This is a genomic window from Brachybacterium muris (assembly GCF_016907455.1).
GTDB lineage: Bacteria > Actinomycetota > Actinomycetes > Actinomycetales > Dermabacteraceae > Brachybacterium > Brachybacterium muris.
Genome location: NZ_JAFBCB010000001.1, coordinates 2,547,575 through 2,567,667, shown reverse-complemented (window position 1 = coordinate 2,567,667; position 20,093 = coordinate 2,547,575). Strand labels below are relative to the sequence as shown.

At 70.5% G+C, this 20,093-nt stretch carries 20 protein-coding genes; 10 read left to right on the top strand and 10 right to left on the bottom strand.

The annotated features are described in order from the left end of the window. Window positions 1-186 precede the first annotated feature (186 nt). Together mca and JOD52_RS11960 are read left to right on the top strand one after the other, a co-directional pair. Window positions 187-1,167, top strand: coding sequence for a mycothiol conjugate amidase Mca (gene mca, locus JOD52_RS11965; RefSeq protein WP_017824579.1), 981 nt, complete (start codon window positions 187-189; stop codon window positions 1,165-1,167). Beyond that, on the top strand, window positions 1,164-1,499 hold the full coding sequence (locus JOD52_RS11960) for a hypothetical protein (RefSeq protein ID WP_017824580.1): 336 nt from the start codon (window positions 1,164-1,166) through the stop codon (window positions 1,497-1,499). The genes mca and JOD52_RS11960 overlap by 4 nt, the downstream gene beginning before the upstream one ends. Before the next feature lie 72 nt (window positions 1,500-1,571). Here the strand turns inward: JOD52_RS11960 and trhA are convergent, their stop codons facing one another. Next, complete coding sequence (trhA, locus tag JOD52_RS11955) at window positions 1,572-2,321, bottom strand: PAQR family membrane homeostasis protein TrhA (protein ID WP_338124093.1); 750 nt, start codon at window positions 2,319-2,321, stop codon at window positions 1,572-1,574. Between the two features lie 464 nt (window positions 2,322-2,785). Between trhA and JOD52_RS11950 the strand changes: the two genes are divergently transcribed. The 3 genes from JOD52_RS11950 (at window position 2,786) to JOD52_RS11940 (ending at window position 6,219) form a co-directional block, all read left to right on the top strand. Next, complete coding sequence (locus tag JOD52_RS11950; RefSeq protein ID WP_204410184.1) at window positions 2,786-3,547, top strand: isoprenyl transferase; 762 nt, start codon at window positions 2,786-2,788, stop codon at window positions 3,545-3,547. A 240-nt stretch (window positions 3,548-3,787) separates the two neighbouring features. Further along, window positions 3,788-5,254: a PhoH family protein gene (locus JOD52_RS11945; RefSeq protein WP_204410182.1), complete on the top strand. Its 1,467-nt coding sequence runs from the start codon at window positions 3,788-3,790 to the stop codon at window positions 5,252-5,254. A 35-nt stretch (window positions 5,255-5,289) separates the two neighbouring features. After that, window positions 5,290-6,219 (top strand): hypothetical protein, encoded by a 930-nt coding sequence (locus JOD52_RS11940; RefSeq protein ID WP_204410180.1) that lies wholly within the window; start codon window positions 5,290-5,292, stop codon window positions 6,217-6,219. Window positions 6,220-6,258: 39 nt separating this feature from the next. Here the strand turns inward: JOD52_RS11940 and JOD52_RS11935 are convergent, their stop codons facing one another. The 4 genes from JOD52_RS11935 to JOD52_RS11920 all read right to left on the bottom strand — a co-directional run bounded on the left by JOD52_RS11935 (window position 6,259) and on the right by JOD52_RS11920 (window position 9,455). Continuing rightward, complete coding sequence (locus tag JOD52_RS11935; RefSeq protein WP_338124028.1) at window positions 6,259-7,005, bottom strand: ATP-binding protein; 747 nt, start codon at window positions 7,003-7,005, stop codon at window positions 6,259-6,261. Then, window positions 7,002-8,564 carry an IS21 family transposase gene (gene istA, locus JOD52_RS11930; protein ID WP_204408388.1) on the bottom strand — a complete coding sequence of 521 codons (1,563 nt, stop codon included), beginning with the start codon at window positions 8,562-8,564 and terminating at the stop codon, window positions 7,002-7,004. The genes JOD52_RS11935 and istA overlap by 4 nt, the downstream gene beginning before the upstream one ends. 323 nt (window positions 8,565-8,887) lie before the next feature. Continuing rightward, complete coding sequence (locus JOD52_RS11925; protein WP_017824585.1) at window positions 8,888-9,097, bottom strand: hypothetical protein; 210 nt, start codon at window positions 9,095-9,097, stop codon at window positions 8,888-8,890. Beyond that, window positions 9,078-9,455, bottom strand: coding sequence for a hypothetical protein (locus JOD52_RS11920; RefSeq protein ID WP_204410178.1), 378 nt, complete (start codon window positions 9,453-9,455; stop codon window positions 9,078-9,080). The genes JOD52_RS11925 and JOD52_RS11920 overlap by 20 nt, the downstream gene beginning before the upstream one ends. Before the next feature lie 103 nt (window positions 9,456-9,558). Here JOD52_RS11920 and JOD52_RS11915 point away from each other — a divergent pair, with 103 nt between their 5' ends. Next, on the top strand, window positions 9,559-9,930 hold the full coding sequence (locus tag JOD52_RS11915; RefSeq protein ID WP_204410176.1) for a hypothetical protein: 372 nt from the start codon (window positions 9,559-9,561) through the stop codon (window positions 9,928-9,930). A gap of 76 nt (window positions 9,931-10,006) precedes the next feature. Further along, window positions 10,007-10,336 carry a hypothetical protein gene (locus tag JOD52_RS11910; protein ID WP_031307409.1) on the top strand — a complete coding sequence of 110 codons (330 nt, stop codon included), beginning with the start codon at window positions 10,007-10,009 and terminating at the stop codon, window positions 10,334-10,336. A gap of 40 nt (window positions 10,337-10,376) precedes the next feature. Here the strand turns inward: JOD52_RS11910 and JOD52_RS11905 are convergent, their stop codons facing one another. The 3 genes from JOD52_RS11905 to JOD52_RS11895 all read right to left on the bottom strand — a co-directional run bounded on the left by JOD52_RS11905 (window position 10,377) and on the right by JOD52_RS11895 (window position 14,239). Beyond that, window positions 10,377-11,600: a hypothetical protein gene (locus tag JOD52_RS11905; RefSeq protein WP_204410174.1), complete on the bottom strand. Its 1,224-nt coding sequence runs from the start codon at window positions 11,598-11,600 to the stop codon at window positions 10,377-10,379. Between the two features lie 131 nt (window positions 11,601-11,731). Next, complete coding sequence (locus JOD52_RS11900) at window positions 11,732-13,108, bottom strand: class II fumarate hydratase (protein ID WP_259849886.1); 1,377 nt, start codon at window positions 13,106-13,108, stop codon at window positions 11,732-11,734. Between the two features lie 219 nt (window positions 13,109-13,327). Next, window positions 13,328-14,239 carry a PfkB family carbohydrate kinase gene (locus JOD52_RS11895; RefSeq protein WP_204410171.1) on the bottom strand — a complete coding sequence of 304 codons (912 nt, stop codon included), beginning with the start codon at window positions 14,237-14,239 and terminating at the stop codon, window positions 13,328-13,330. A 57-nt stretch (window positions 14,240-14,296) separates the two neighbouring features. On the opposite strand from JOD52_RS11895, the gene JOD52_RS11890 reads away from it, so the two are divergent. Continuing rightward, window positions 14,297-14,953 (top strand): DUF4245 domain-containing protein, encoded by a 657-nt coding sequence (locus JOD52_RS11890; RefSeq protein ID WP_239551885.1) that lies wholly within the window; start codon window positions 14,297-14,299, stop codon window positions 14,951-14,953. A gap of 15 nt (window positions 14,954-14,968) precedes the next feature. On the opposite strand, the gene JOD52_RS11885 is transcribed toward JOD52_RS11890, so the two are convergent. After that, the gene (locus tag JOD52_RS11885; RefSeq protein WP_017824592.1) at window positions 14,969-15,295 is read right to left on the bottom strand and encodes an exodeoxyribonuclease VII small subunit; all 327 of its coding nucleotides are present in this window, start codon (window positions 15,293-15,295) and stop codon (window positions 14,969-14,971) included. An 87-nt stretch (window positions 15,296-15,382) separates the two neighbouring features. Then, a complete protein-coding gene (gene xseA / locus JOD52_RS11880; protein ID WP_204410167.1) occupies window positions 15,383-16,708 on the bottom strand; it encodes an exodeoxyribonuclease VII large subunit in 1,326 nt (441 codons plus the stop codon). A 217-nt stretch (window positions 16,709-16,925) separates the two neighbouring features. On the opposite strand from xseA, the gene JOD52_RS11875 reads away from it, so the two are divergent. Together JOD52_RS11875 and JOD52_RS11870 are read left to right on the top strand one after the other, a co-directional pair. Next, the gene (locus JOD52_RS11875) at window positions 16,926-18,005 is read left to right on the top strand and encodes a 4-hydroxy-3-methylbut-2-enyl diphosphate reductase (RefSeq protein WP_204410166.1); all 1,080 of its coding nucleotides are present in this window, start codon (window positions 16,926-16,928) and stop codon (window positions 18,003-18,005) included. Window positions 18,006-18,087: 82 nt separating this feature from the next. Beyond that, window positions 18,088-20,064 (top strand): VWA domain-containing protein, encoded by a 1,977-nt coding sequence (locus JOD52_RS11870; RefSeq protein WP_204410164.1) that lies wholly within the window; start codon window positions 18,088-18,090, stop codon window positions 20,062-20,064. Window positions 20,065-20,093 lie beyond the last annotated feature (29 nt).

Sequence of the window (20,093 nt, the reverse complement as noted above, 5' to 3'; positions counted from 1 at the left end):
CTGGGGGCGGTCCCGGGCCCGGTGACCCCGTGTGAACGGCGACCCCGGCCTCAAGGATCTTCTTCATACAGGTGGCGTAGGCTCACCCGGTGGTGCGGGCGGCAGCGCCCGGTGCGGTCCCACCCGCACAGCACTGCTGCACCACCGCGCCACAGCTGTTCGTGTCCCGATCGGTCGAGGAGATCCGTGAACGTCGTCCTGCCTGCCCCCGGTGAGCCCCTGCGCATGGTGGCCGTCCATGCGCACCCCGACGACGAGTCGTCCAAGGGCGCCGGGAGCACCGCCCGCTACGCCCGCGAAGGCGTCGAGGTCACCGTGATCACCTGCACCGGCGGTGAACGCGGCGACATCCTGAACCCCAAGCTGCGCGGCAACGCGGAGATCGAAGCGGACCTCCCGGCCGTGCGGCGTGAGGAGATGGCCCGCGCCCAGGAGATCCTCGGCGTGCAGCACGAATGGCTCGGCTTCGAGGACTCCGGCCTTCCCAGCGGCGACCCGCTGCCGCCGCTGCCCGAGGGCTCCTTCGCGACCATCCCGGTCCAGGAGGCCGCGCGTCCTCTGGTCGAGGCCGTGCGGCGACTGCGCCCCCACGTGATGACCACGTACGACGAGAACGGGGGGTACCCGCACCCCGACCACATCCAGGTGCACCGCATCTCCATGGCCGCCTTCGACCTCGCCGCGGATCCGGAGTTCGCCCCGGAGCTGGGGGAGCCGTGGGCGATCGCCAAGCTCTACTACATCAACGCATTCCACCGGCAGCGCTTCGCGGCGATCGCTCGCTACCTCCGCGAGGAGGGCCAGCCCAACGAGGAGCTGGAGGACATGCTGCTGCACTTCGACGAGCGCACCGACCGCCTGCTCACCACCCGCGTGGACGTGCGCGACTACCTGCAGGTCAGGGACGATGCCCTGCGCGCCCATGCCACCCAGGTCGATCCGGAGGGACCGTTCTTCCGCATCGCGCACGACGTCGACACCCACGCCTGGGGCACCGACGACTACGAACTGCGCATCTCCCGCATCGGTGTGGAGCTGCCGGAGACGGACCTGTTCGCCGGGATCCGCCACGAGGAGCCTGAGAGGGCGCAGCCAGAGGAGGGCGGCTGGCTGGACCTGGTGCGCAGTGAGGGCCATGAGTCGTCGTCCGACGGGGAGGGACGATGAATCCCGCACTGGTACCCGCCGAACGTGCGCTGGCGGAGGTACTGCACGCGGCGCCGAGCCCCTCGGACGGTCAGGAGTTCACGCCGGTCAGCGTCTCACCGGGGCTGGAAGGGTTCTTCTTCACCTTCATCCTCGCCGCACTGCTGGTGCTGCTGCTGGTGGACATGGCCCGTCGCGTGCGCCGCGTCCAGGCGGCCGCACGTGTCAAGGAGCGGTACGAAGGGCAGGACCCCCAGGACCCTCGCGCGGTTGACCAGGTCCCCGCGGACAGCGAGACCCCACGCGTCGAGCCCCCGAGCGACGAGCCGGGCCCGCCGTCCGCGCACCGCTGAGCGCAGGCACGGGTCGGCCCTGTCAGGCTGAGCGCGATCGCGCCGGCCTGCTCACCGACTCGACCGTCTACCTCAGCTGATCGAGAGCGCGACGGCCGCGAAGTGGCAGGCGAAACCGGCCACCGTGCCCACGTGGAAGATCTCGTGGTAGCCGAACCACGCCGGTGACGGGTCGGGTCGTTTCACGGCATAGACCATCGCTCCCGCGGTATAGGCGAGGCCGCCTGCCACGAGCAGCGATACGACTGCCCAGCCACCGCCGGCCAGCATCTGCGGCATGTAGAAGATGGCCACCCAGCCCAGCGCGATGTACGCCGGGACGTACAGCCAGCGGGGGGCGCCGGTCCAGAACAGTCGGAACAGCACGCCCACGGCGGCGCCGCCCCAGCAGATCGCCAGCAGGGTGGCCGCGTCGCGCGGCTGAAGCAGGGAGATGGCGAGCGGCGTGTAGGTGCCGGCGATGATCAGGAAGATGTTGGCGTGGTCGAAGCGGCGCAGGATGATCGCGTGCTGCGGTGACCAGGTGCCGCGGTGGTAGAGGGCGCTGATGCCGAACAGCAGGGATGCGGTGGCCACGAACACCGTGCACGCCAGGCGGATCGCGAGGGTCTCGCCGAAGGCCACCAGCAGCAGGCCGGTGATCAGCACCACGGGAAAGGTGGCCAGGTGGATCATGCCGCGCAGCCGCGGCTTCGGCAGCTGCAGGCCCAGCTGCGCGGCGCGGCGTGCCATCGCGCGGGTGAGCGTGCGCGGCGCGAACGGGTAGTGCTCCGCGGTGGGGATCTGCTCGGCGGCGAGCTCGGTGCCGCCGGACTCCGCCACCGCATCGACGGTCTCGCTGAAGGCGGCGTCATCAACGGCGAGGCCCCCGCGAATGGGCTGCTCGTGTCGTCCGTCGTTCGCAGCCCGGTGACCACTGTGTGCAGTGGAGGTGGAACGGCCGTTCGGAGCAGGTGCAGTTGCGTCGGATCGACGCTCGCCAGTGGTCATGGGTAAAGCGTAACCTACGGTTCCGTAACCGTTGTTACGTCACTTCGGCGTTCAGCCCGCCGGCCCTCGTTCAGCCGTCGGGCAGTCGCTGGGGTTCTCTCATGGCGGCCACGAGCTGTGCGGATCCGGTGAGGATCGCTGTTCGGGGCGTGTTCGGGCACTGCGACGGCCGATAATGGACACGAACAGCGATCGGGGCCGGCTGCTGGGCCGGTTGGCCACGTGTGGGCCGAGGCCCGACCGCACGATGATCGAAGCTCCGCCGTGCACCCGGCGGGAGGAAAGGGGGAGACGCCATGGTCGATGACGACTCCCTGCTGTACCGCGTGTACGAGCGCCGCCTCACCCGGGAGCTGGAGAGCTACGAGCTGCCCCAGCACCTCGGGGTGATCGTGGACGGCAACCGCCGCTGGGCCAAGGCCTCCGGTGCCACCACCGCCGAGGGACATCGCGTGGGCGCCGCCAAGATCGTCGAGTTCCTGACCTGGTGCGAGGACCTCCACATCCCCCTGGTCACCGTGTGGATGCTCTCCACCGACAACCTGTCCCGCCCCCCGGAGGAGCTCGACGCCCTGTACGGGATCATCAAGGACACCGTCGAGCAGATCATCGACGCCGGCTACTGCGTGCGCCTCACCGGAAGTGCAGAGATCCTCCCGGAGGAGGTGCGTGGAGCCATCGGCCGCATCCAGGAGGATGCCGAGCCCGACTCCCGTCTCACCGTGAACGTCGCCATCGGCTACGGCGGCCGCGAGGAGATCGTGGATGCCGTGCGCGAACTGGTGCTGGACCTGGGGGCACGCGGTCTGGATCCCGAGCAGATCGCCGCCGGCATCAGCATCGACTCCATCACCGAGCACCTCTACACCCGTGGGCAGCCCGACCCGGACCTGATCATCCGCACCTCCGGTGAACAGCGCCTCTCCGGATTCCTGCTGTGGCAGTCGGTGCACTCCGAGTACTGGTTCTGCGAGACCTACTGGCCCGGTTTCCGCAGAGTGGACCTGCTGCGAGCGCTGCGCGACTTCTGCCGGCGCGAGCGCCGCTTCGGCAGCTGAACTGCCCCCTGTGCGCAGGGAGCGCATGCCGCTTCGGCAGCTGGGCCGCGGGGCCCGGAAGGTTTCGCGTATCTCCCGTGTCCGAAGCGGTTGCGATGGCACGATGTGGGTACCGGGGTTCTGCCGAACGCCCGGTGACGATCGGGTGAACGTCCCACCCGTCCATGGCGGGACGCGCCCGAGTGCGGGTGCCACGAGGGTTATGGTCCAGGCAACCGCGTGAACCCCGGGGAGGCTCCCATGGACGAGACCACCACAGCCCGAGAGACGATGCCCGCCGACGGCGACATCGCAGGGCCCAGCACTGCCGGGGCCAGCAGTCCCGGAGCTGCCGTCACCGGAGCAGGAGGGGGCACGCCGGTCGTGCCGTCGCTGGTGCCCGGGGCCGCTCAGGAGATGCTGCCGGACGTCGAGACCGGCGTGATCACCTACGTGCTGGACACCTCCGTGCTGCTGGCCGATCCGCACTCCCTCACCCGCTTCGCCGAGCACGACATCGTGCTGCCGATCGTGGTGATCACCGAGCTGGAGGCCAAGCGCCACCACCCCGACCTGGGCTACTTCGCCCGGCAGGCCCTGCGCATCCTGGACGACCTGCGCGACCTCCACGGCAACCTCTCCATGCCCCTGCCCATCGGCCAGGACGGCGGTCGGGTGCACGTGGAGCTGAACCACCAGTCCACCGCCGCCCTGCCCGACGGCTTCCGACTGGGCGACAACGACACCCGCATCCTCGCGGTCGCCAAGAACCTGCAGCTAGAGGGCAAGCACGTGGTGCTGGTGTCCAAGGACCTGCCCATGCGCATCAAGGCCTCGGCCTCCGGCGTCCACGCCGAGGAGTACCGGGCCGAGCTCGCCCGCGACCGCGGCTACACCGGCATGGTCACCACCACCGTGGACGAGCAGACCATGAGCGACCTGTACGACGGCGAGCTGGTGGAGATCCCCGAGGTGGCCCACCAGCCCGTGCACACCGGGCTCACCATCACCAGCCCCCGCGGCTCCGCGCTGGGACGGGTCACCAAGGACAAGCAGGTGCGACTGGTCCCCGGTGACCAGACGGTGTTCGGGGTGGCCGGTCGCTCCGCCGAGCAGCGCATCGCGATCGATCTGCTGCTGGACGAGTCCATCGGCATCGTGTCCCTGGGCGGTCGCGCCGGCACCGGCAAGAGTGCCCTGGCCCTGTGCACCGGGCTGGAGGCCGTGCTGGAGCGCCGCACCCAGCGCAAGATCATGGTGTTCCGCCCCCTGTTCGCCGTCGGTGGCCAGGAACTGGGCTACCTACCCGGGGACCAGAGCGAGAAGATGGGACCGTGGGGACAGGCAGTGTTCGACACCCTGGGCTCGATGGTGTCCCAGAACGTGATCGACGAGGTGCTCTCCCGCGGGATGCTCGAGGTGCTGCCGCTGACCCACATCCGCGGCCGATCCCTGCACGACGCCTTCGTGATCGTGGACGAGGCGCAGTCCCTGGAGCGCAACGTACTGCTGACCATGCTCTCCCGCATCGGTCAAAACTCCCGCGTGGTCCTCACCCACGACATCGCCCAGCGCGACAACCTGCGGATCGGCCGGTACGACGGCATCGCCAGCGTGGTCGAGGCGCTGAAGGAGAAGGACCTCTTCGCCCACATCACCCTGCAGCGCTCCGAGCGGTCTAAGGTCGCGGAGCTGGTCACCCACGTCCTGGACGAGCCGATCCCGTGAGGTGAGCCCGGCCGCCCCTCTGGGAGACTCGGGGGATGACCGATCCCGAGCGCGCCGCGGACGCCGCTCGTGCGCAGCCGCCCTCGCATCGTGCCCCGGTCACCTGGGCGCTGACGGCCGACGGTCCCCTCCGGCTCGGGGAGGCGGAGGCGCGGATCGTGCTCCAGGACCGCTCGCTGGTGCGGGCGGTGCGCTTCGGCGGAGAGAAGCTGCGTGCCGAGCATGAGGGCAGGACAGCGGACCCGGAGCGGTGGAGGCGCCGCGGGGGATCGCCCCGATGGGTGCCGATCGTGCTCCTCCTGCTAGTCCTCGCGATCCCGCTTCAGTCCTCGCCGATTGGCCGCTTCGCCCCTTACGCGGGCGCGGAGGCGGCGCCGGGGTTCCTCATCCTCCTCGGTGCGAGCTATGCACTGGTGAGCCTGCTCCACCTCGGGCTGCTCCTGCGATGGGTGCGCAATCCCCTGAGGTCAGCCGGGACACGCCTGGTGTCGTCGCTGCTCACGCTGGTGATGCTGCTGGTGCTGCCGTGGTTCGCGGTCCCGGCGGCCGTGATGGCGTCCCCAGTGGTCGCCGCGCTGGGGCTGATCCCGTTCGCTCTCGCGATGGGGCTCGCGGCCCTGAACCTCTGGGCCGCGAGGTCCGAGCGGACCAATGCGGAGGGGGTGCGCGCCGCGATCGACGAGGTGGGCACCCTCCTGTGGGAGGACACCGCAGCGGCGAGGCGGCATGCAGGAGCCGCCGACGTGCGGGGCGCGGCCGGGGAGCTGCGCCGCACGCTGCGTCGGCTGCCCGAGGCGGAGCGCCACGCGCTCGAGAGCACCTGCGCTGCGGTGCTCGATGCCCTCGAACAGCGTGGCGCGGTCCCGGCGGAGCTTGTCGCGCGGGCCAGGATGAGTATTCGTAGTCGTGGGAGCCACCGAATCTTGCTCTTGGGGACCGCCGATCGTGCCGACGGGGGCCAGTAGCCGCCGCGGTGGGGACCACTGGCTCCCGCCGGCATCGGGTCACTGGGGCAGTGCGGTGTGTTCTCGCATGTTCCTGTCGCCGGTGTCGATCCAGATTGTGTTGTGCACGATGCGGTCCATGATCGCATCGGCGTGGACTGCTCCACCGAGCCGGGCGTGCCAGTCCTTCTTCGGGTACTGGGTGCAGAACACGGTCGAGCCGGTGTCATAGCGGCGCTCGAGCAGTTCCAGCAGCATCGAACGCATTCCCTCGTCAGGATGGTCCAGCAGCCACTCGTCGATCACCAGCAGCGAGAACGTGGAGTACTTCCGCAGGAACTTCGTCTGGCCCTGCGGCTTGTCCTTTGCCAGGGCCCAGGCCTCTTCGAGGTCGGGCATTCGGATGTAGTGGGCTCGGAGCCGGTGCTGGCAGGCCTGCTTCGCCAGCGCGCAGCCGAGGTAGGACTTCCCTGAGCCGGTGAAGCCCTGGAAGACCACGTTCTGTTGCCGCTGGATGAAGGAGCAGGTTGCCAGTTGCGCGATCACGTTCCGGTTCAGTCCCCGTTCCTCGACCAGATCCAGCCGCCGCAGGTCCGCTCCGGGATAACGCAGCCCCGCCCGGCGGATCAGACCCTCGACCTTTCCATGATTGAAGATGGAATGCGCCTCGTCCACGATCAGCTGGAGCCGTTCCTGGAACGACATCCCCAGCACGTGAGCCTCATCCTGGGCATCGATCGCGTCCAGCAGCGCGGTCGCGCCCATCTCGCGCAGCTTCCGCTTCGTGTCGTTATCGATCACGCTCACCGGACACCTCCGGCGTAGTAGTCGGCGCCACGGACGTATCCGCCGTCTTCCGCGGGTTCCTCGCGGGGTGGACGCAGGGCGGCGACCTTGTCCTGCCCGGTGGCCAAGATCGGGTGCAGATGCGCATAGCGCGGTGAACGGACCCGTCCCGTCAGCGCGAGTGCGCAGGCCGCCTCGACCCGATCTACGGAGAAGCGGCGAGAGAGCCGTAGCACCGCCAACGCGGGATCCAGGCCCTGTTCCACGATCGGCACGGACTCGAAGATCCGCTGGATCACGATCACCGTGGCCGGCCCGACCCGATCTGCCCACGCCCGCACCCTCTGCGCGTCCCAGGCCTGGAAACGCTCGCCCGCAGGTAGGTCCGCGTCGTTGGTGCGGTACTCATTGCTCGCGGTCTCCGGGAGCAGCAGGTGACTGGTCAGTCGCTGGCTGCCCTGATAGATCTCCAGCGTCCGGGCCGTGATGCGCAGATCGACCTTCGCGCCGATGTGCGCGAACGGCGCGGAGTAGAAGTTCCGCGCGAACGTGACGTGCCCGTTCCTGCCCACTCGTCGTCCGTAGTGCCATGTCGAGATCTCGTAGGGCACCGCCGGCAGCGGCGTCAGCAGCGGCCGCTCCTCCGCGTCGAACACGCTGGCGCGGGATCCGGGCCGCTTCTGGAACGGCTCCGCGTTATAGGCCTCCATCCGCTGCCCGATGGCGGCTGCAAGTTCGGGCAGGGACGTGAATCGCTGATCCCGCAGCCCGGCGATGACCCAGGTCGCGACGTGCGCGACGGTGTTCTCCACGCTCGCCTTGTCTTTCGGTTTCCGCACCCTCCCCGGGAGCACCGCCGCCGAGTAATGCGCTGCCATCTCGCGATACGCATCGTTCAGGACGATCTCGCCCTCGCGGGGGTGCTTCACCACACCGGTCTTGAGGTTGTCCGGAACGATCCTCGGGACCGTCCCGCCCAGCGCCTCGAACATCGCTACGTGCGCTCGCAGCCAGGACTCCTGGCGCATATCCAGCGCCGGGAAGCAGAACGCGTAACGAGAAAAAGGCAGGCAGGCAACGAACAAGAACACCTTCGAGACCTCGCCGGTGACCGGATCGGCCAGCTCCATCGTGGGGCCGGACCAGTCGACCTCCACGCTCTGGCCGGCCTTGTGACCGACTCTCGAAGCGGCACCGGTGACCATGACGTGGTGCTGGTAGGTGCGGCAAAACCGGTCATACCCCATCGCCGGATCCCCAGCCGCCGTGGTCGCGTCGAAGTACTCGCCGTGCAACAGCTTCAGCGTCACGCCGACCCTGGCCATCTCTCGATGGACCTGTTCCCAGTCCGGCTGTGCGAACACGCTCTCGTGCTCGCCCCGGCCCGGGAACAACCGGGCATACACCTGCTCATCGGCGACGTCCGCGATATCGCCCCACCCGATCCCTGCAGCGTCAGCGGCCTCGAACACCGCCCTCACGGACTTGCGGGACATGCCCTGCGAGGACGAAATCGCTCGCCCCGACAGACCTTCTGCGCGCAGCTGGAGCACCAGCTTCGCCCTGATCTTCCGTACCATTCCAGATTGCTCCTTCCGCCGCGTGCCCTATACACACGGCGGAAGGAGCGTAGACAGAGCGGCCCCAACGACACCACTGGTGGTCCCGAACGACGCCACCGCTACGGCAGCGACGTGGCACCCGAACCCTCGATCAGCGGACCCCAGCGAGGCGAATATTCAGCCAGGACGACGCCGCTCGGGCGATGGCACGAACTGGACGGGGCAGCAGCCGACGACGATTGAGCGTCGGGGAGCCGGCGCGGCGAGCCGGTGCTGATGGGGAGCGTCGACGAGCGGCCGGCCGCGACTGATCCCCGGCATCGAACTCCGGGCCGCCCGGCTCAGCCGATCGGCGTGTCCGGCCAGGGCTCCCCGGAGTCCAGCTCCTCCCGCCACGAGCGCAGCTGTGCGCGGGCCTCGGCAAGCGCCCGCTCCTTTTCGTCCAGGGCCGCGTCCAGCTCGTCCAGGGCGGCCCGCGCCGCCTCCACCCGGGCCCGCACTTCCGGGCTGAGCCCGCTGCGGCGGGCGACCTCACCGATGGGCAGCGACATACCAGGAGTACAGCACGAGGCACACGGCCACGGCGGCCGCGCGCACCAGATGGTGGCTGAGGTGGAACTCGCCGATGGTCCGACCCCACAGCAGGGGAGCGGCGCAGATCAGCGCCCCGGCCAGCACCGCCAGGGCGATCAGCGCCCCGCGCGGACCCGGCTCGGAGACGCGGGCGGGGATCGCGGCGATGACGACCACGGCGACGCTGAGCAGCGCCGCGGCGACGTAGGCGACGGTGGGCACCGACAGTGCGGCGGCACCGAGACCGGTGTCGGGCGCGGCCTGGCCGACGGCGACGAGGGCGAGCAGCTGGGACAGGGCGAGGAGCGCGAAGGGCGCGAGCAGCAGGATCCACATGCGTCACAGCCAAAACCATGGAGTGCACTCCAGGTCAAGGGTCCGATGGTCAAGGGTCCGATTTCGCGGGGTCGGCGTCACCTCGCCCCGTGTCGTGGGCCTCGTGACCGCACGCGAGCAGAGCGCACCTCCGCTGCACCGCCGCGAGCCCTCCGGAGGCCGGCGGCGTCGGATGTTCGGCTGGGACCCGTGGGCGCTCGAGCCCGGCTTCCCGCACCGCCGCGTGCTGCGCGCCGGCACCGTGATCACCGCCGTGCTCGGCGGGGGCTTCGTGGGTGTCGTCCTCCTCCTGGTGCTGCGCATCCCCGACCTGCCCGCACCCGCGATGGCGGTGGGGGTGGTCCTCGCCCTGGGGGTCGGGATGCTCATGGCCCGGCGGCTCCTGCGCGGCACCGGGGAAGGGGCCGAGCTCCTCGGGCCCGCGCCGCGGATCCCGCCGGCCGACATCCCCCGCCGGGCCCGCCGCCGACCCTGACCCCCAGCCGCCCCTGCTCTACCCGGAGGAGCAGTACGGGGCCCGCCGGGCCACCGGCCGCCTGCGCCGCGGCGAGATGCGCGCTCGCGCGGTCATCTATGCGCCGCAGCTGTTCCCCGATGCGCCGGGCGGCTGGGAGGACGGCGAGGGACTGCTCACCGTGCATGTGGCGCGGCACGAGCCCGGGACCGGACGCAAGGCGCTGCTGCCGCCGCTCGCGCTGCCGGCCGACGTGGCACGGCGCCTGCTCGCCTCGGCGGGCGGCTACGGCGGCAGCAGCTCAGGGGCGGGGGACGCCGGAACGGCGGGCTGGTCGGGCGGCACCACGACCCATGGCGGGGTAGACGACCCGGACGGCGGCGGAGGCGATGGTGGCGACGGCGACGGAGGCGATGGCGGGGACTGACCGCTGCGCTGGCTGTCCGAGCGCCCCCGTGGACGCGAAGCTAGCCGTTCAGCCAGCGGTGGATCTCCTCCAACCCGTCATGGTGCAGGTCGATGGTCCACTCCGGGTCGAGATCCGGGCGGGCGGCGAGGAATCGAGCACGCCAGTCGCGGGTCGACAGGTGTTCGTGCGTGCTGAGGCAGATCGCCAGCAGCAGCGCCGCACCACCGGCAGTCCCGAGCGCGATCGCGAGATCCGCGGCAGTCGACTGCGGGAGTGTCGGAACTCGTGTGATGGCAAGGGTCCCCGAGAGGAGCAGCCCCGAGGAGACTGCGAGGAGCTTCGCGCCGAGTCCCGCAGGATGGCGACTCGCATACTGCAGAACGGGCGCTGCTGCCTCGCTCCCCGGGGCCGTCGCGTCCGTCCAGCGTCGTCCCTCGCGCACTGACCTCCGGACGGCCCGGAGAAGCAGAGCCGCTGCACCGAGGGCCAGGAGCAGGAAGGGTGCGGCCAACCACGCGTCCTCGAGACCGAGGGCGTCGCACAGGATGAGGCCGACGAAACCCGCGATGAGCAGTGACGGCGCGGAGAGTGCGCGAACGAGGAGCGGTCGCCCGGCTTGGCCGTCAGCCCGCCGGTGGTCGTGTCCCGTGGACCGGGCGGTCTCCGTCGTGTCGTCGGCGGGGCTGTCCCGGCGCTCCCGCTCGATCGCGGCCAGCCGAGCGAGGTCCATCGGCTCCGAGGCGACCTCCGGCCAGCGTGCCCGCAGGGAGTCCAGCCGGGCGGAGCCCGGTGCGGCCACCGTCGGCAGGAGCAGCAGCACGACGCCGACCGCGATCCCGCCGGGCACGAGCGCGAGCAGGGCCCCGGCTCGGCCGCCGAGCTCGGGATTCCCTGAGATGAGACCGATGACAGCGACGATCCCGCCGATCAGCACGAGTGCTCCGGCCAGGAGTTCCACCAAGACCGTGATCCGCTGTCCAGCCGTGCTGGAGAGCCGGCGTGCGTCCTGTGCCGAGAGTCGCTCCCTGGACGCGACCGCCTCCGCGATGCGCAGTTCGATCGTCGCCAGCAGGATCCACACACCCACGACCACGGTCAGTGCTGCCCCGGAGACCAGCGCCCCCGACCCCATGACGGCAGACAGCACGCCGTCCCCGGTCTGGGATTCGGAGAAGGGCGGGACGCCCAGGAGCGACAGACCGCTTTCGAGCGCGAGCTCGGCGAGCAGTCCGAGGAAAAGCAGGGGAAGGGTCGCGATCATCCAGCCCGCCACGGTGAACACCCCGCGCAGCACCGCCAATGGTGGGGGAAGAGGGAGTGGACGCACCGACGGGGCCGTCGCCAGCGAGGGACCGTCGTTCACTGCCCGGGACGCCGTTCAGCAGCAGGACGCGGTGATCTCCCGGGCATCGATCAGGCCTTGGGCTCGGTCATGGACAGCACATCCAGGGCCGCATCCAGCTGCTCCGCGGTGAGGTCTCCGCGCTCCACGAAGCCCAGTGCGATGGTGGCCTCGCGCACGGAGATCTGCTCGGCCACGGCGTGCTTGGCGATCTTCGCGGCGTTCTCGTAGCCGATCAGCTTGTTCAGCGGGGTGACGATCGAGGGGGAGGCCTCAGCGTAGAAGCGTGCCTTCTCCTCGTTGGCGACCAGGCCGTCAACGGTCTTGTCGGCCAGCACGCGGGAGGCGTTGGCCAGCAGACGGATCGACTCCAGCAGGCTGGTGCCCATCAGCGGGATCTGCACGTTCAGCTCGAAGGAGCCCTGGGCCCCGCCCCAGGCGACCGCCGCGTCGTTGCCGATCACCTTGGCGCACACCATCAGCACGGCCTCGGGGATCACCGGGTTCACCTTGCCGGGCATGATCGAGGAGCCGGGCTGCAGGTCGGGGATCGCGATCTCACCCAGACCGGTGTTGGGGCCGGAGCCCATCCAGCGCAGGTCATTGGCGATCTTCGTGATCGACACGGCGATGGTGCGCAGCGCACCGGACATCTCCACCAGGCCGTCGCGGGCGGACTGCGCCTCGAAGTGGTTGCGGGCCTCGGTCAGCGGCAGGCCGGTCTGCTCGGCGAGGTTGGCGATCACCTTCTGCGGGAACCCAGCAGGGGTGTTGATGCCGGTGCCCACGGCGGTGCCGCCCTGGGGCACCTCGGCGGTACGGGGCAGGGCCGCCTCCACGCGCTCGATGCCGTAGCGCACCTGCGCCGCGTACCCGCCGAACTCCTGGCCCAGCGTGACGGGCGTGGCGTCCATCAGGTGGGTGCGGCCGGCCTTGACCACGTGCTTCCACGCCTCGGCCTTGGTCTCCAATGCCTGGGCGAGGTGGTCCAGTGCCGGCAGCAGCTTCTCGGCGACGGCGGCGGTCACGGCCACGTGCACGGAGGTGGGGAACACGTCGTTGGAGGACTGGGAGGCGTTGACGTGGTCGTTGGGATGCACCTCGTTCTCACCCGCGCGGGTGGCGAGGGTCGCGAGCACCTCGTTCATGTTCATGTTCGAGCTGGTGCCGGAGCCGGTCTGGTAGGTGTCCACCGGGAACTGGTCATCATGCTCACCGGCGATCACGGTATCGGCCGCGGTGACGATCGCATCGGCGATCGCGGCGTCCAGCACCCCGAGGTCCTTGTTGGCGCGGGCGGCGGCCTTCTTCACCTGCGCGAGGGCATGGATGTGCGCGGGCTCCAAGCCCTGCCCGGAGATCGGGAAGTTCTCCACAGCGCGCTGGGTCTGGGCGCGGTACAGGGCCGACGCGGGCACCCGCACCTCGCCCATGGTGTCGCGCTCGATGCGGTACTCGCCCGGCGTGGACGTGCTCTCAGCGGCAGTGCCCTGGGCGGCGGAGTTCTCGGCGGTGCTCTTGCCGGCAGCGTTCTCGGTCAAAGGTCTCTCCCTCGGTGAGTGGTCGGCGATGACGGGACGGGATGCAGAAGATGGGCGGGGCAGGGCAGGACGGGGTGCAGAGGACTGGTCGTGCGGCCGGCCCCGGGGTGTCCAAGGGGCGGCGGGTCAGCCCAGTTCGTGGCTCCACGGCGGGTTCGCCCCGGAGCGCGAGACGGTGACGGCCGCCAGCCGGGCGGCGCGGCGCAGCACGGCGGCGACGTCGTCGGAGGGCAGGGCGGCCAGGGCCTCACGGTTGCCGGCACCCAGCAGGCGCTTGTCGGCGAGGGCGTCGAGGATGCCGGCGCTGAACGTGTCCCCGGCGCCCACGGTGTCGGCCACCTCCACCTGCACCGGTGCGACCTGCACCCGGCCGGAGTCGGTGAAGCCCACCGCGCCGTCACCGCCGCGGGTGAGCACGGTGATCCCGGGGCCCAGGGCCCGCCACGAGGAGACCACGTCCTCGACGTCGTCGGTGTCGTACAGCCAGGCCACGTCCTCGTCGGAGGTCTTGACCACATCGGCCCGGACGATGATCGCCTCGATGCGCTCGCGGGCCGCGGCGGCATCACCCATCAGGGTGGGGCGGGCGTTGGGGTCGTAGCTGATCGTGGCGTGGTCCCGGTAGCGGTCCAGCACCTGGGCGACGGTGGCCGCGCCGGGGTCCAGCACAGCGGCGATGGAGGAGGTGTGCACGGCATGGACCTGCTCGGGCAGGCCGGTCGCGGCCGGGTCCCAGGTGAGGTCGAAGGTGTAGGTGGCGGCCCCGCTCGCATCCAGCTGCGCCTCGGCGGTGGAGGTGGGGGCGCCCGTGATGCTGCCGGGGGTGAGCTGCACGTGGGAGTCCGTGACGTGCGCGCGGATGGCTTGTCCGCGCTGGTCGTCACCGATGCGAGTGAGCAGGTGGGAGGTGTGGCCCAGGCGCCCCAGCGCCACGGCCACGTTCATGGGGGATCCGCCCGGGTGCTCTGCTCGATTGCCATCGGCATCGACGACGATATCGGTGAGGGCTTCTCCGACGGTGAGGAATGTCGCGGTCACCAGGCGATCATCGCAGGTTTCAGGGAGCAGGGCGAATGCAGGGCGACAATGGGCGCCATGCATGAACACCGTGACGACGACAGCGACGCGAACCGCAAGGGCAGCGGACCCACCTCCGAGCCGCAGGCTTCGCCCGCCCCCGCGACGGTGCCTGCACCGAAGTCCCACTATCAGCTGCCCACGAGGGAGAACACCTCGCTGCGGAACATGATCTGGGCGCTCGGGCTGACGATGCTGATCGTGGTCGTGGTGGGCATCGGCTTCTTCGGGGTGGGCAGTGACCAGTCACGCGAGCCGCTGCCGAACACCGAGGTGGACCTGGCGCAGACCGCCGAGCGGGCCCAGGAGTCCGCCCCGTACCCGGTGGTCGTGCCCGCGGCGGGGGAGGAGTGGGCGGTGCGGTCGGTACGATTCACCGATGCGGAGGACCGCTGGGAGGTGCGCTACTCCTCGCCGCAGCGTCACCTGGTGACCATGGTGCAGGCCCCGGAGATCTCCGCCCCGATGCTCTCGGCGAGCTTCCCGGGTGCCGTGGAGGGCGAGGAGCAGGAGATCGCCGGCGTGCCGTGCCAGGTGCTCTCCGGCGGCACCGACGACGAGCCCCATACAGGCCTGTCCTGCGCTGGTGACGGGTGGGGCCTGCTGATCCACGGTGCCACCGAGCCGGAGGAGCTGCGGGAGCTGGCCGAAGCGGCCATCACCTCGATCGACTGACCGCTGAAGTCCTGGTCAGTCGGACTGGTCCTCCGAGTTCCGGCGGGCAGCGACGGCCTGATCGAGGCGGTCGCGGGCTCCGTCCAGCCACTGCTGGCAACGACGGGCCAGCATCTCACCGCGCTCCCACAGGCCGATGGAGTCCTCCAGCCCGCCCTGCCCCGACTCGAGGCGGCGAACCACCTCGGTGAGCTGGTCGCGGGCGGCTTCGTAGGAGAGCTCGGCGATGTCCGCGGGCAGCGGCTGCACAACGCCGGCAGGCTCCACCACGGGTGCGCCGTCGCCGGCCGTGGGGTCGGATCCTGCGGGGGCAGTGGTCTTGTCAGCGGATCGGGGGGTCATGAGGTCTCCGTTCGGGTCAGGCGGGACGGTCGGTGGTGAAGGTCCGGCCCGGTGCTGGGTGCTGGGTGCTGGGGGTGCGGGGCGGGGTTAGGGCTGGGGCGGTGGTTGGTACGGGTCCTCCACGGTGCGGCGCACGCCGAAGCGGCCAGCGGCCACGCGCACGGACAGGGCCTGGTCGACCTCGGCCTGTGAGGGGTCGCGCACCACGGTGCCGGAGGCGTCCTGCACTACTGCGTAGCCGCGCTCCAGGGTGGCCAGGGGGCTGAGGGCCTGCACCTGCCGGCCCAGGTGGTCGATCTCGTCGGCCGCACGATCCAGCCTTGCCCCGATCAGGGTGCGGGCCAAGCTGATGCGGGCTCGCACCTCATCGGCCCGGCCGGCGAGGATCGTGGAGGGGTTCTCCAGCACCGGCCTGGAGCGGATCGCATCGAGGGTGGACTGCTCGCGCTCCAGCCGGCTGCGGATCGCGGTGCGCAGGCGGGAGCGGCCCATGGTGAGCTGATCGAGCTCGGCCTGGATGTCCGGCACCACGCGCTTGGCGGCATCGGTGGGGGTGGAGGCGCGCATGTCGGCCACCAGGTCGATCAGCGGGGTGTCCACCTCGTGGCCGATCGCCGAGACGATCGGGGTCCGTGCCCCGGCGACCAGCCGCACCAGCTGCTCGTCGGAGAACGGCAGCAGATCTTCCAGGGAGCCGCCGCCGCGGGAGATGATGATGACGTCCACCTCGTCCAGGCCGTCCAGCTCACGCAGGGCAGCAGAGACCTCCCGCACCGCCTTGGTGCCCTGCACGGCCACCTCCCGCACCGCGAACTCCACGGCGGGCCAGCGGCGCCGGGCGTTGACCACCACATCCCTCTCCGCAGCGGACTCGCGGCCGCAGATCAGACCCACGGTGCGCGGCAGGAACGGCAAGGCCTTCTTGTGGGAGGCGTCGAACAGGCCCTCCGCGGCCAGCACGCGCTTGAGCTGCTCCAGGCGCGCCAGGAGCTCGCCGAGACCGACCGGGCGGATGCCGTCGGCCTCCAGCTGCAGGCTGCCGCGGCGGGTCCAGAAGGTTGGCTTGGCGTGCACCACCACGCGGGCACCAGCGACCGGCTCGATGGGCAGGGTGCGAAGCACGTGCTCGCGGATCGGCACCGAGAAGGACATGTCCACGTCGATGTCCCGCAGGGTCATGAAGGACATGCCGGAGCCCGGCCTTCGGTTCAGCTGGACGATCTCGCCCTCCACCCACAGTGGTGACATGCGGGCGATGTACTCACCCACCTTCACCGACAGCTGCCGCAGCGGCCACGGGTTCTCCGCGGTGGTCTGCGCAGCGGTGGGCGCCAGGGTGCGGCGCGCGGCGGCGGCAGTGCCGCCACCGGCAGTACCATCAGCACCACCGGGAACCGTGGAGAAATCGCTCATGGCCACCACTGTGGCACGGCGGTGGGACAGATGAGCGTCCCGCCCCGCGGTGGGGATCACCATGCCGTGGGGAGGAACCAGACAGGAACCAAGGGAGGCACCAGAGAGGAACCAGGGGAGGCGCCAAGTAGGAACAAAGGGGAGGGACCTGTGGAGGGATGGTGAGGCATGCCCCAGCGCCGTGCCCTAGCCAGCTCCCGTTCCCTACGATGGAGCGGTGAGCACCGGAACCGTGTACCTGGCCGAACCGCGTGGATACTGCGCCGGCGTCGATCGCGCCGTCGTCGCCGTCGAACGCGCCCTGGAGCATTACGACGAGACCATCTACGTGCGCCACGAGATCGTCCACAACAAGTTCGTGGTGGACAGCCTGCGCGCCAAGGGCGCCGTGTTCGTCGAGGAGGTCGACGAGATCCCCGAGGGCTCGCTGGTGATCTTCTCCGCCCACGGCATCTCCCCGAAGGTGCGCGAGATGGCTGAGCAGCGCAACCTGCGCACCATCGACGCCACCTGCCCGCTGGTCACCAAGGTGCACAAGGAAGCGGTGCGCTTCGCCCGCGAGGACTACGACATCCTGCTGGTGGGCCACGAGGGTCACGAGGAGGTCGAGGGCACCGCGGGCGAGGCCCCGGATCACGTGCAGATCGTCAACTCGCCCGACGACGCCGTCAACGTGACCGTGCGCGACCCCGAGAAGGTCGTGTGGCTCTCGCAGACCACCCTCAGCGTCGACGAGACCATGGAGACCGTGGACCGCCTGCGCGAGCGGTTCCCCACCCTGCAGTCCCCGCCCAGCGACGACATCTGCTACGCCACCCAGAACCGTCAGGTGGCGGTGAAGAAGATCGCCCCGCAGTCCGACCTGGTGCTGGTGGTCGGCTCCCCGAACTCCTCCAACTCGGTGCGCCTGATGGAGGTGGCCAAGGAGGCGGGTGCGAAGGCCTCCCACCGCATCGATTCCGTCGCTGAGCTGCGCGAGGAGTGGTTCGAGGGCGTTCAGACCGTGGGCGTCACCTCCGGGGCCTCGGTTCCCGATGTGCTGGTCCAGGAGCTGCTCGCTGAGCTGTCCCGACGCGGCTACGGGGACGTCAAGCCCGTGCGCACCGCGACGGAGGACCTCATGTTCTCCCTGCCGCGCGAGCTGCGCCAGGAGATGAAGGCCAAGGGCGTGACCGACAGCCGCAAGCGCCCCACCGGCGCCGGGGCCACCGCCGAGTCCGGCTCCGTCGGCACGAAGCCCACCGGGAACGTCGACGAGGTGCGCGAGCAGCCCGAGGAGGGCGCAGGGCTCACCTGAGCCGCATGCCCCGGGACGATGGCGACGGCCGCCCACCGATCCGAGGCTGACGAACGGGCGAATCACCCGGCATGATGGCCCGGTGATCTCACGCCTGTCTTCTGCACTCGTCGCCGCACTGATCGCCGCTCTGGTCGTGATGGCGGGGCCGGCCGGCCCGGCGCTCGCCGAGGGCTACAACACCGGCCGCACCGCACCCTCGATGCTCGTGTTCGACGCCTCGGGCTCCATGCGGGCTGAAGACGTCGGTGGCCGCAGCCGCATGGTGGTGGCGAAGGAGGCCGTCTCCGGTCTGGTGCCCCTCCTTCTGGAGGACGCCAGCGTGGGGCTGATGACCTACGGCAACTCCGACGCCCAGACGGCGAACAGCCAGGAGGCCGGCTGCCAGGACGTGAAACTGCTGGTGGAACCGGACGGCCTGGACCGCGACCGACTGCTGCAGGAGATCGACGCGGTTCAACCCTCCGGCTTCACCCCCATCGGCCTGTCCCTGCGCAAGGCCGCGGAGGCACTGCCGGAGGCGGAGATGCGCTCCATCGTGCTGGTGTCCGACGGGATCGACGAGTGCGGTGGACCGCCCCCGTGCGAGGTCGCCGCCGAACTGGCCACCCAGCATCCCGAGATGCGGATCCACACCATCGGCTTCAAGGCCGAGCAGGCCGCCAGGGACGAACTGGCATGTATCGCCGAGGCCACCGGCGGCACCTTCGCCGACGCCACCGATGCCGAGACCCTGCGCGATGAGCTGCTGGTGAAGATGACCCGCGCCATCCAGGGGTACTCCTCCGCAGGCAGTCCGATCACCGGTGGCACCACCCCTGAGGACGCGGTGGATCTGGTGCCAGGCTCCTACCTGGACGTGCTCGAGCACGGCAGCCCTGCCATCGACGACGGGCAGGGCTTCTCCCGCTACTACCGGCTGAAGCTGGCTCCCGGCGAGATCGCGCACGTGACCGCCACCATGGTGCTGCCCGGTGGGGGCGGCGCCACCAACAAGCTCGCCCAGCTGCAACTGCGTACCGCTTCCACTGACGGCACCGACTGCCGCATCGGCAATGTCGCCGCCCGCGCCGAGGCGGACCTCGGCGACGGGCCGATCACGGCCAGCATCGCCACGCCGCGCATGGCGGAGACCGAGTACCTCTCCTGCTTCGGCGCTGACGCGGACGGCACGGTGATCCTGCAGGTGGAGCGCACCGGCAACCCGTCCGAGGCGGAGGCGATCCCGGTGGAGCTGCAGTTCTTCGCCGAGCAGGAGGTGGATCCCAGCGGTCTGCCGCCCGCAGTGAAGTGGCCCCGACAGATCGAGCCGCTCGCCGTGCCCTCCGACGGTGAGCAGATCCAGCCCGCGTTCTCCTTCGCCTCCGCCGTCGAGGCCGGGAACGGACCCCTTCGCGGCACCATCATCCCCGGGGAGGTTCAGTTCTTCCGCGTGCCTGTGCAGTACGGCCAGCAGGTGCGCAGCGCACTCGCCCTGGGCGAGTTCGTCCCACCGGACGGGATGGACCTGACGCTGCACGCCACCCTTGTGTCCCCGTTGCGGGGAGAGGTGTACTCGATGGTGTCGCCGGACGGCGGCGCCGAAACCGCCGGTTTCTCCGAGCAGGCCCGGCCCGGCCTCCAGGTGCAGCTGAACCAGGCCACCGCCGTGCAGTTCAAGAACAGGGAGCAGGGTACTACCGAGGCCCGCTCCTCGTTCCTGGCCGGGGACTACTACCTCCAGCTGACCCTGATCCCCTCGCGGTACGACGGGGACCGGCTGTTCGAGGTGCCGTACACGATCGACATCGATGCTGTGGGCGAGCCTGCGGAGGGCCCGGAACTGGACGGGCAGGGGGCGGCATCGGCCGAGGACCGCACCGCAGCGGACCCGGGCCAGGTGGCTGCCGCGTCTGACGGGGGCGGCGACGGGCCCGTGGAGCTCGAGGAAGCGCCGCAGGAGGGGGCGGGCTTCTCGCTGCATCCGGTGGTGTGGGCCCTGCTAGCGGGCCTCGGCGGGGGAGTGGCTCTCGCGGTGGCGGCGATCGCTGCCGTGGTGCTGGTGCGACGGGGGCGCTGAGCGCGGCGGCGCGCTGCCGGGACGCAGAG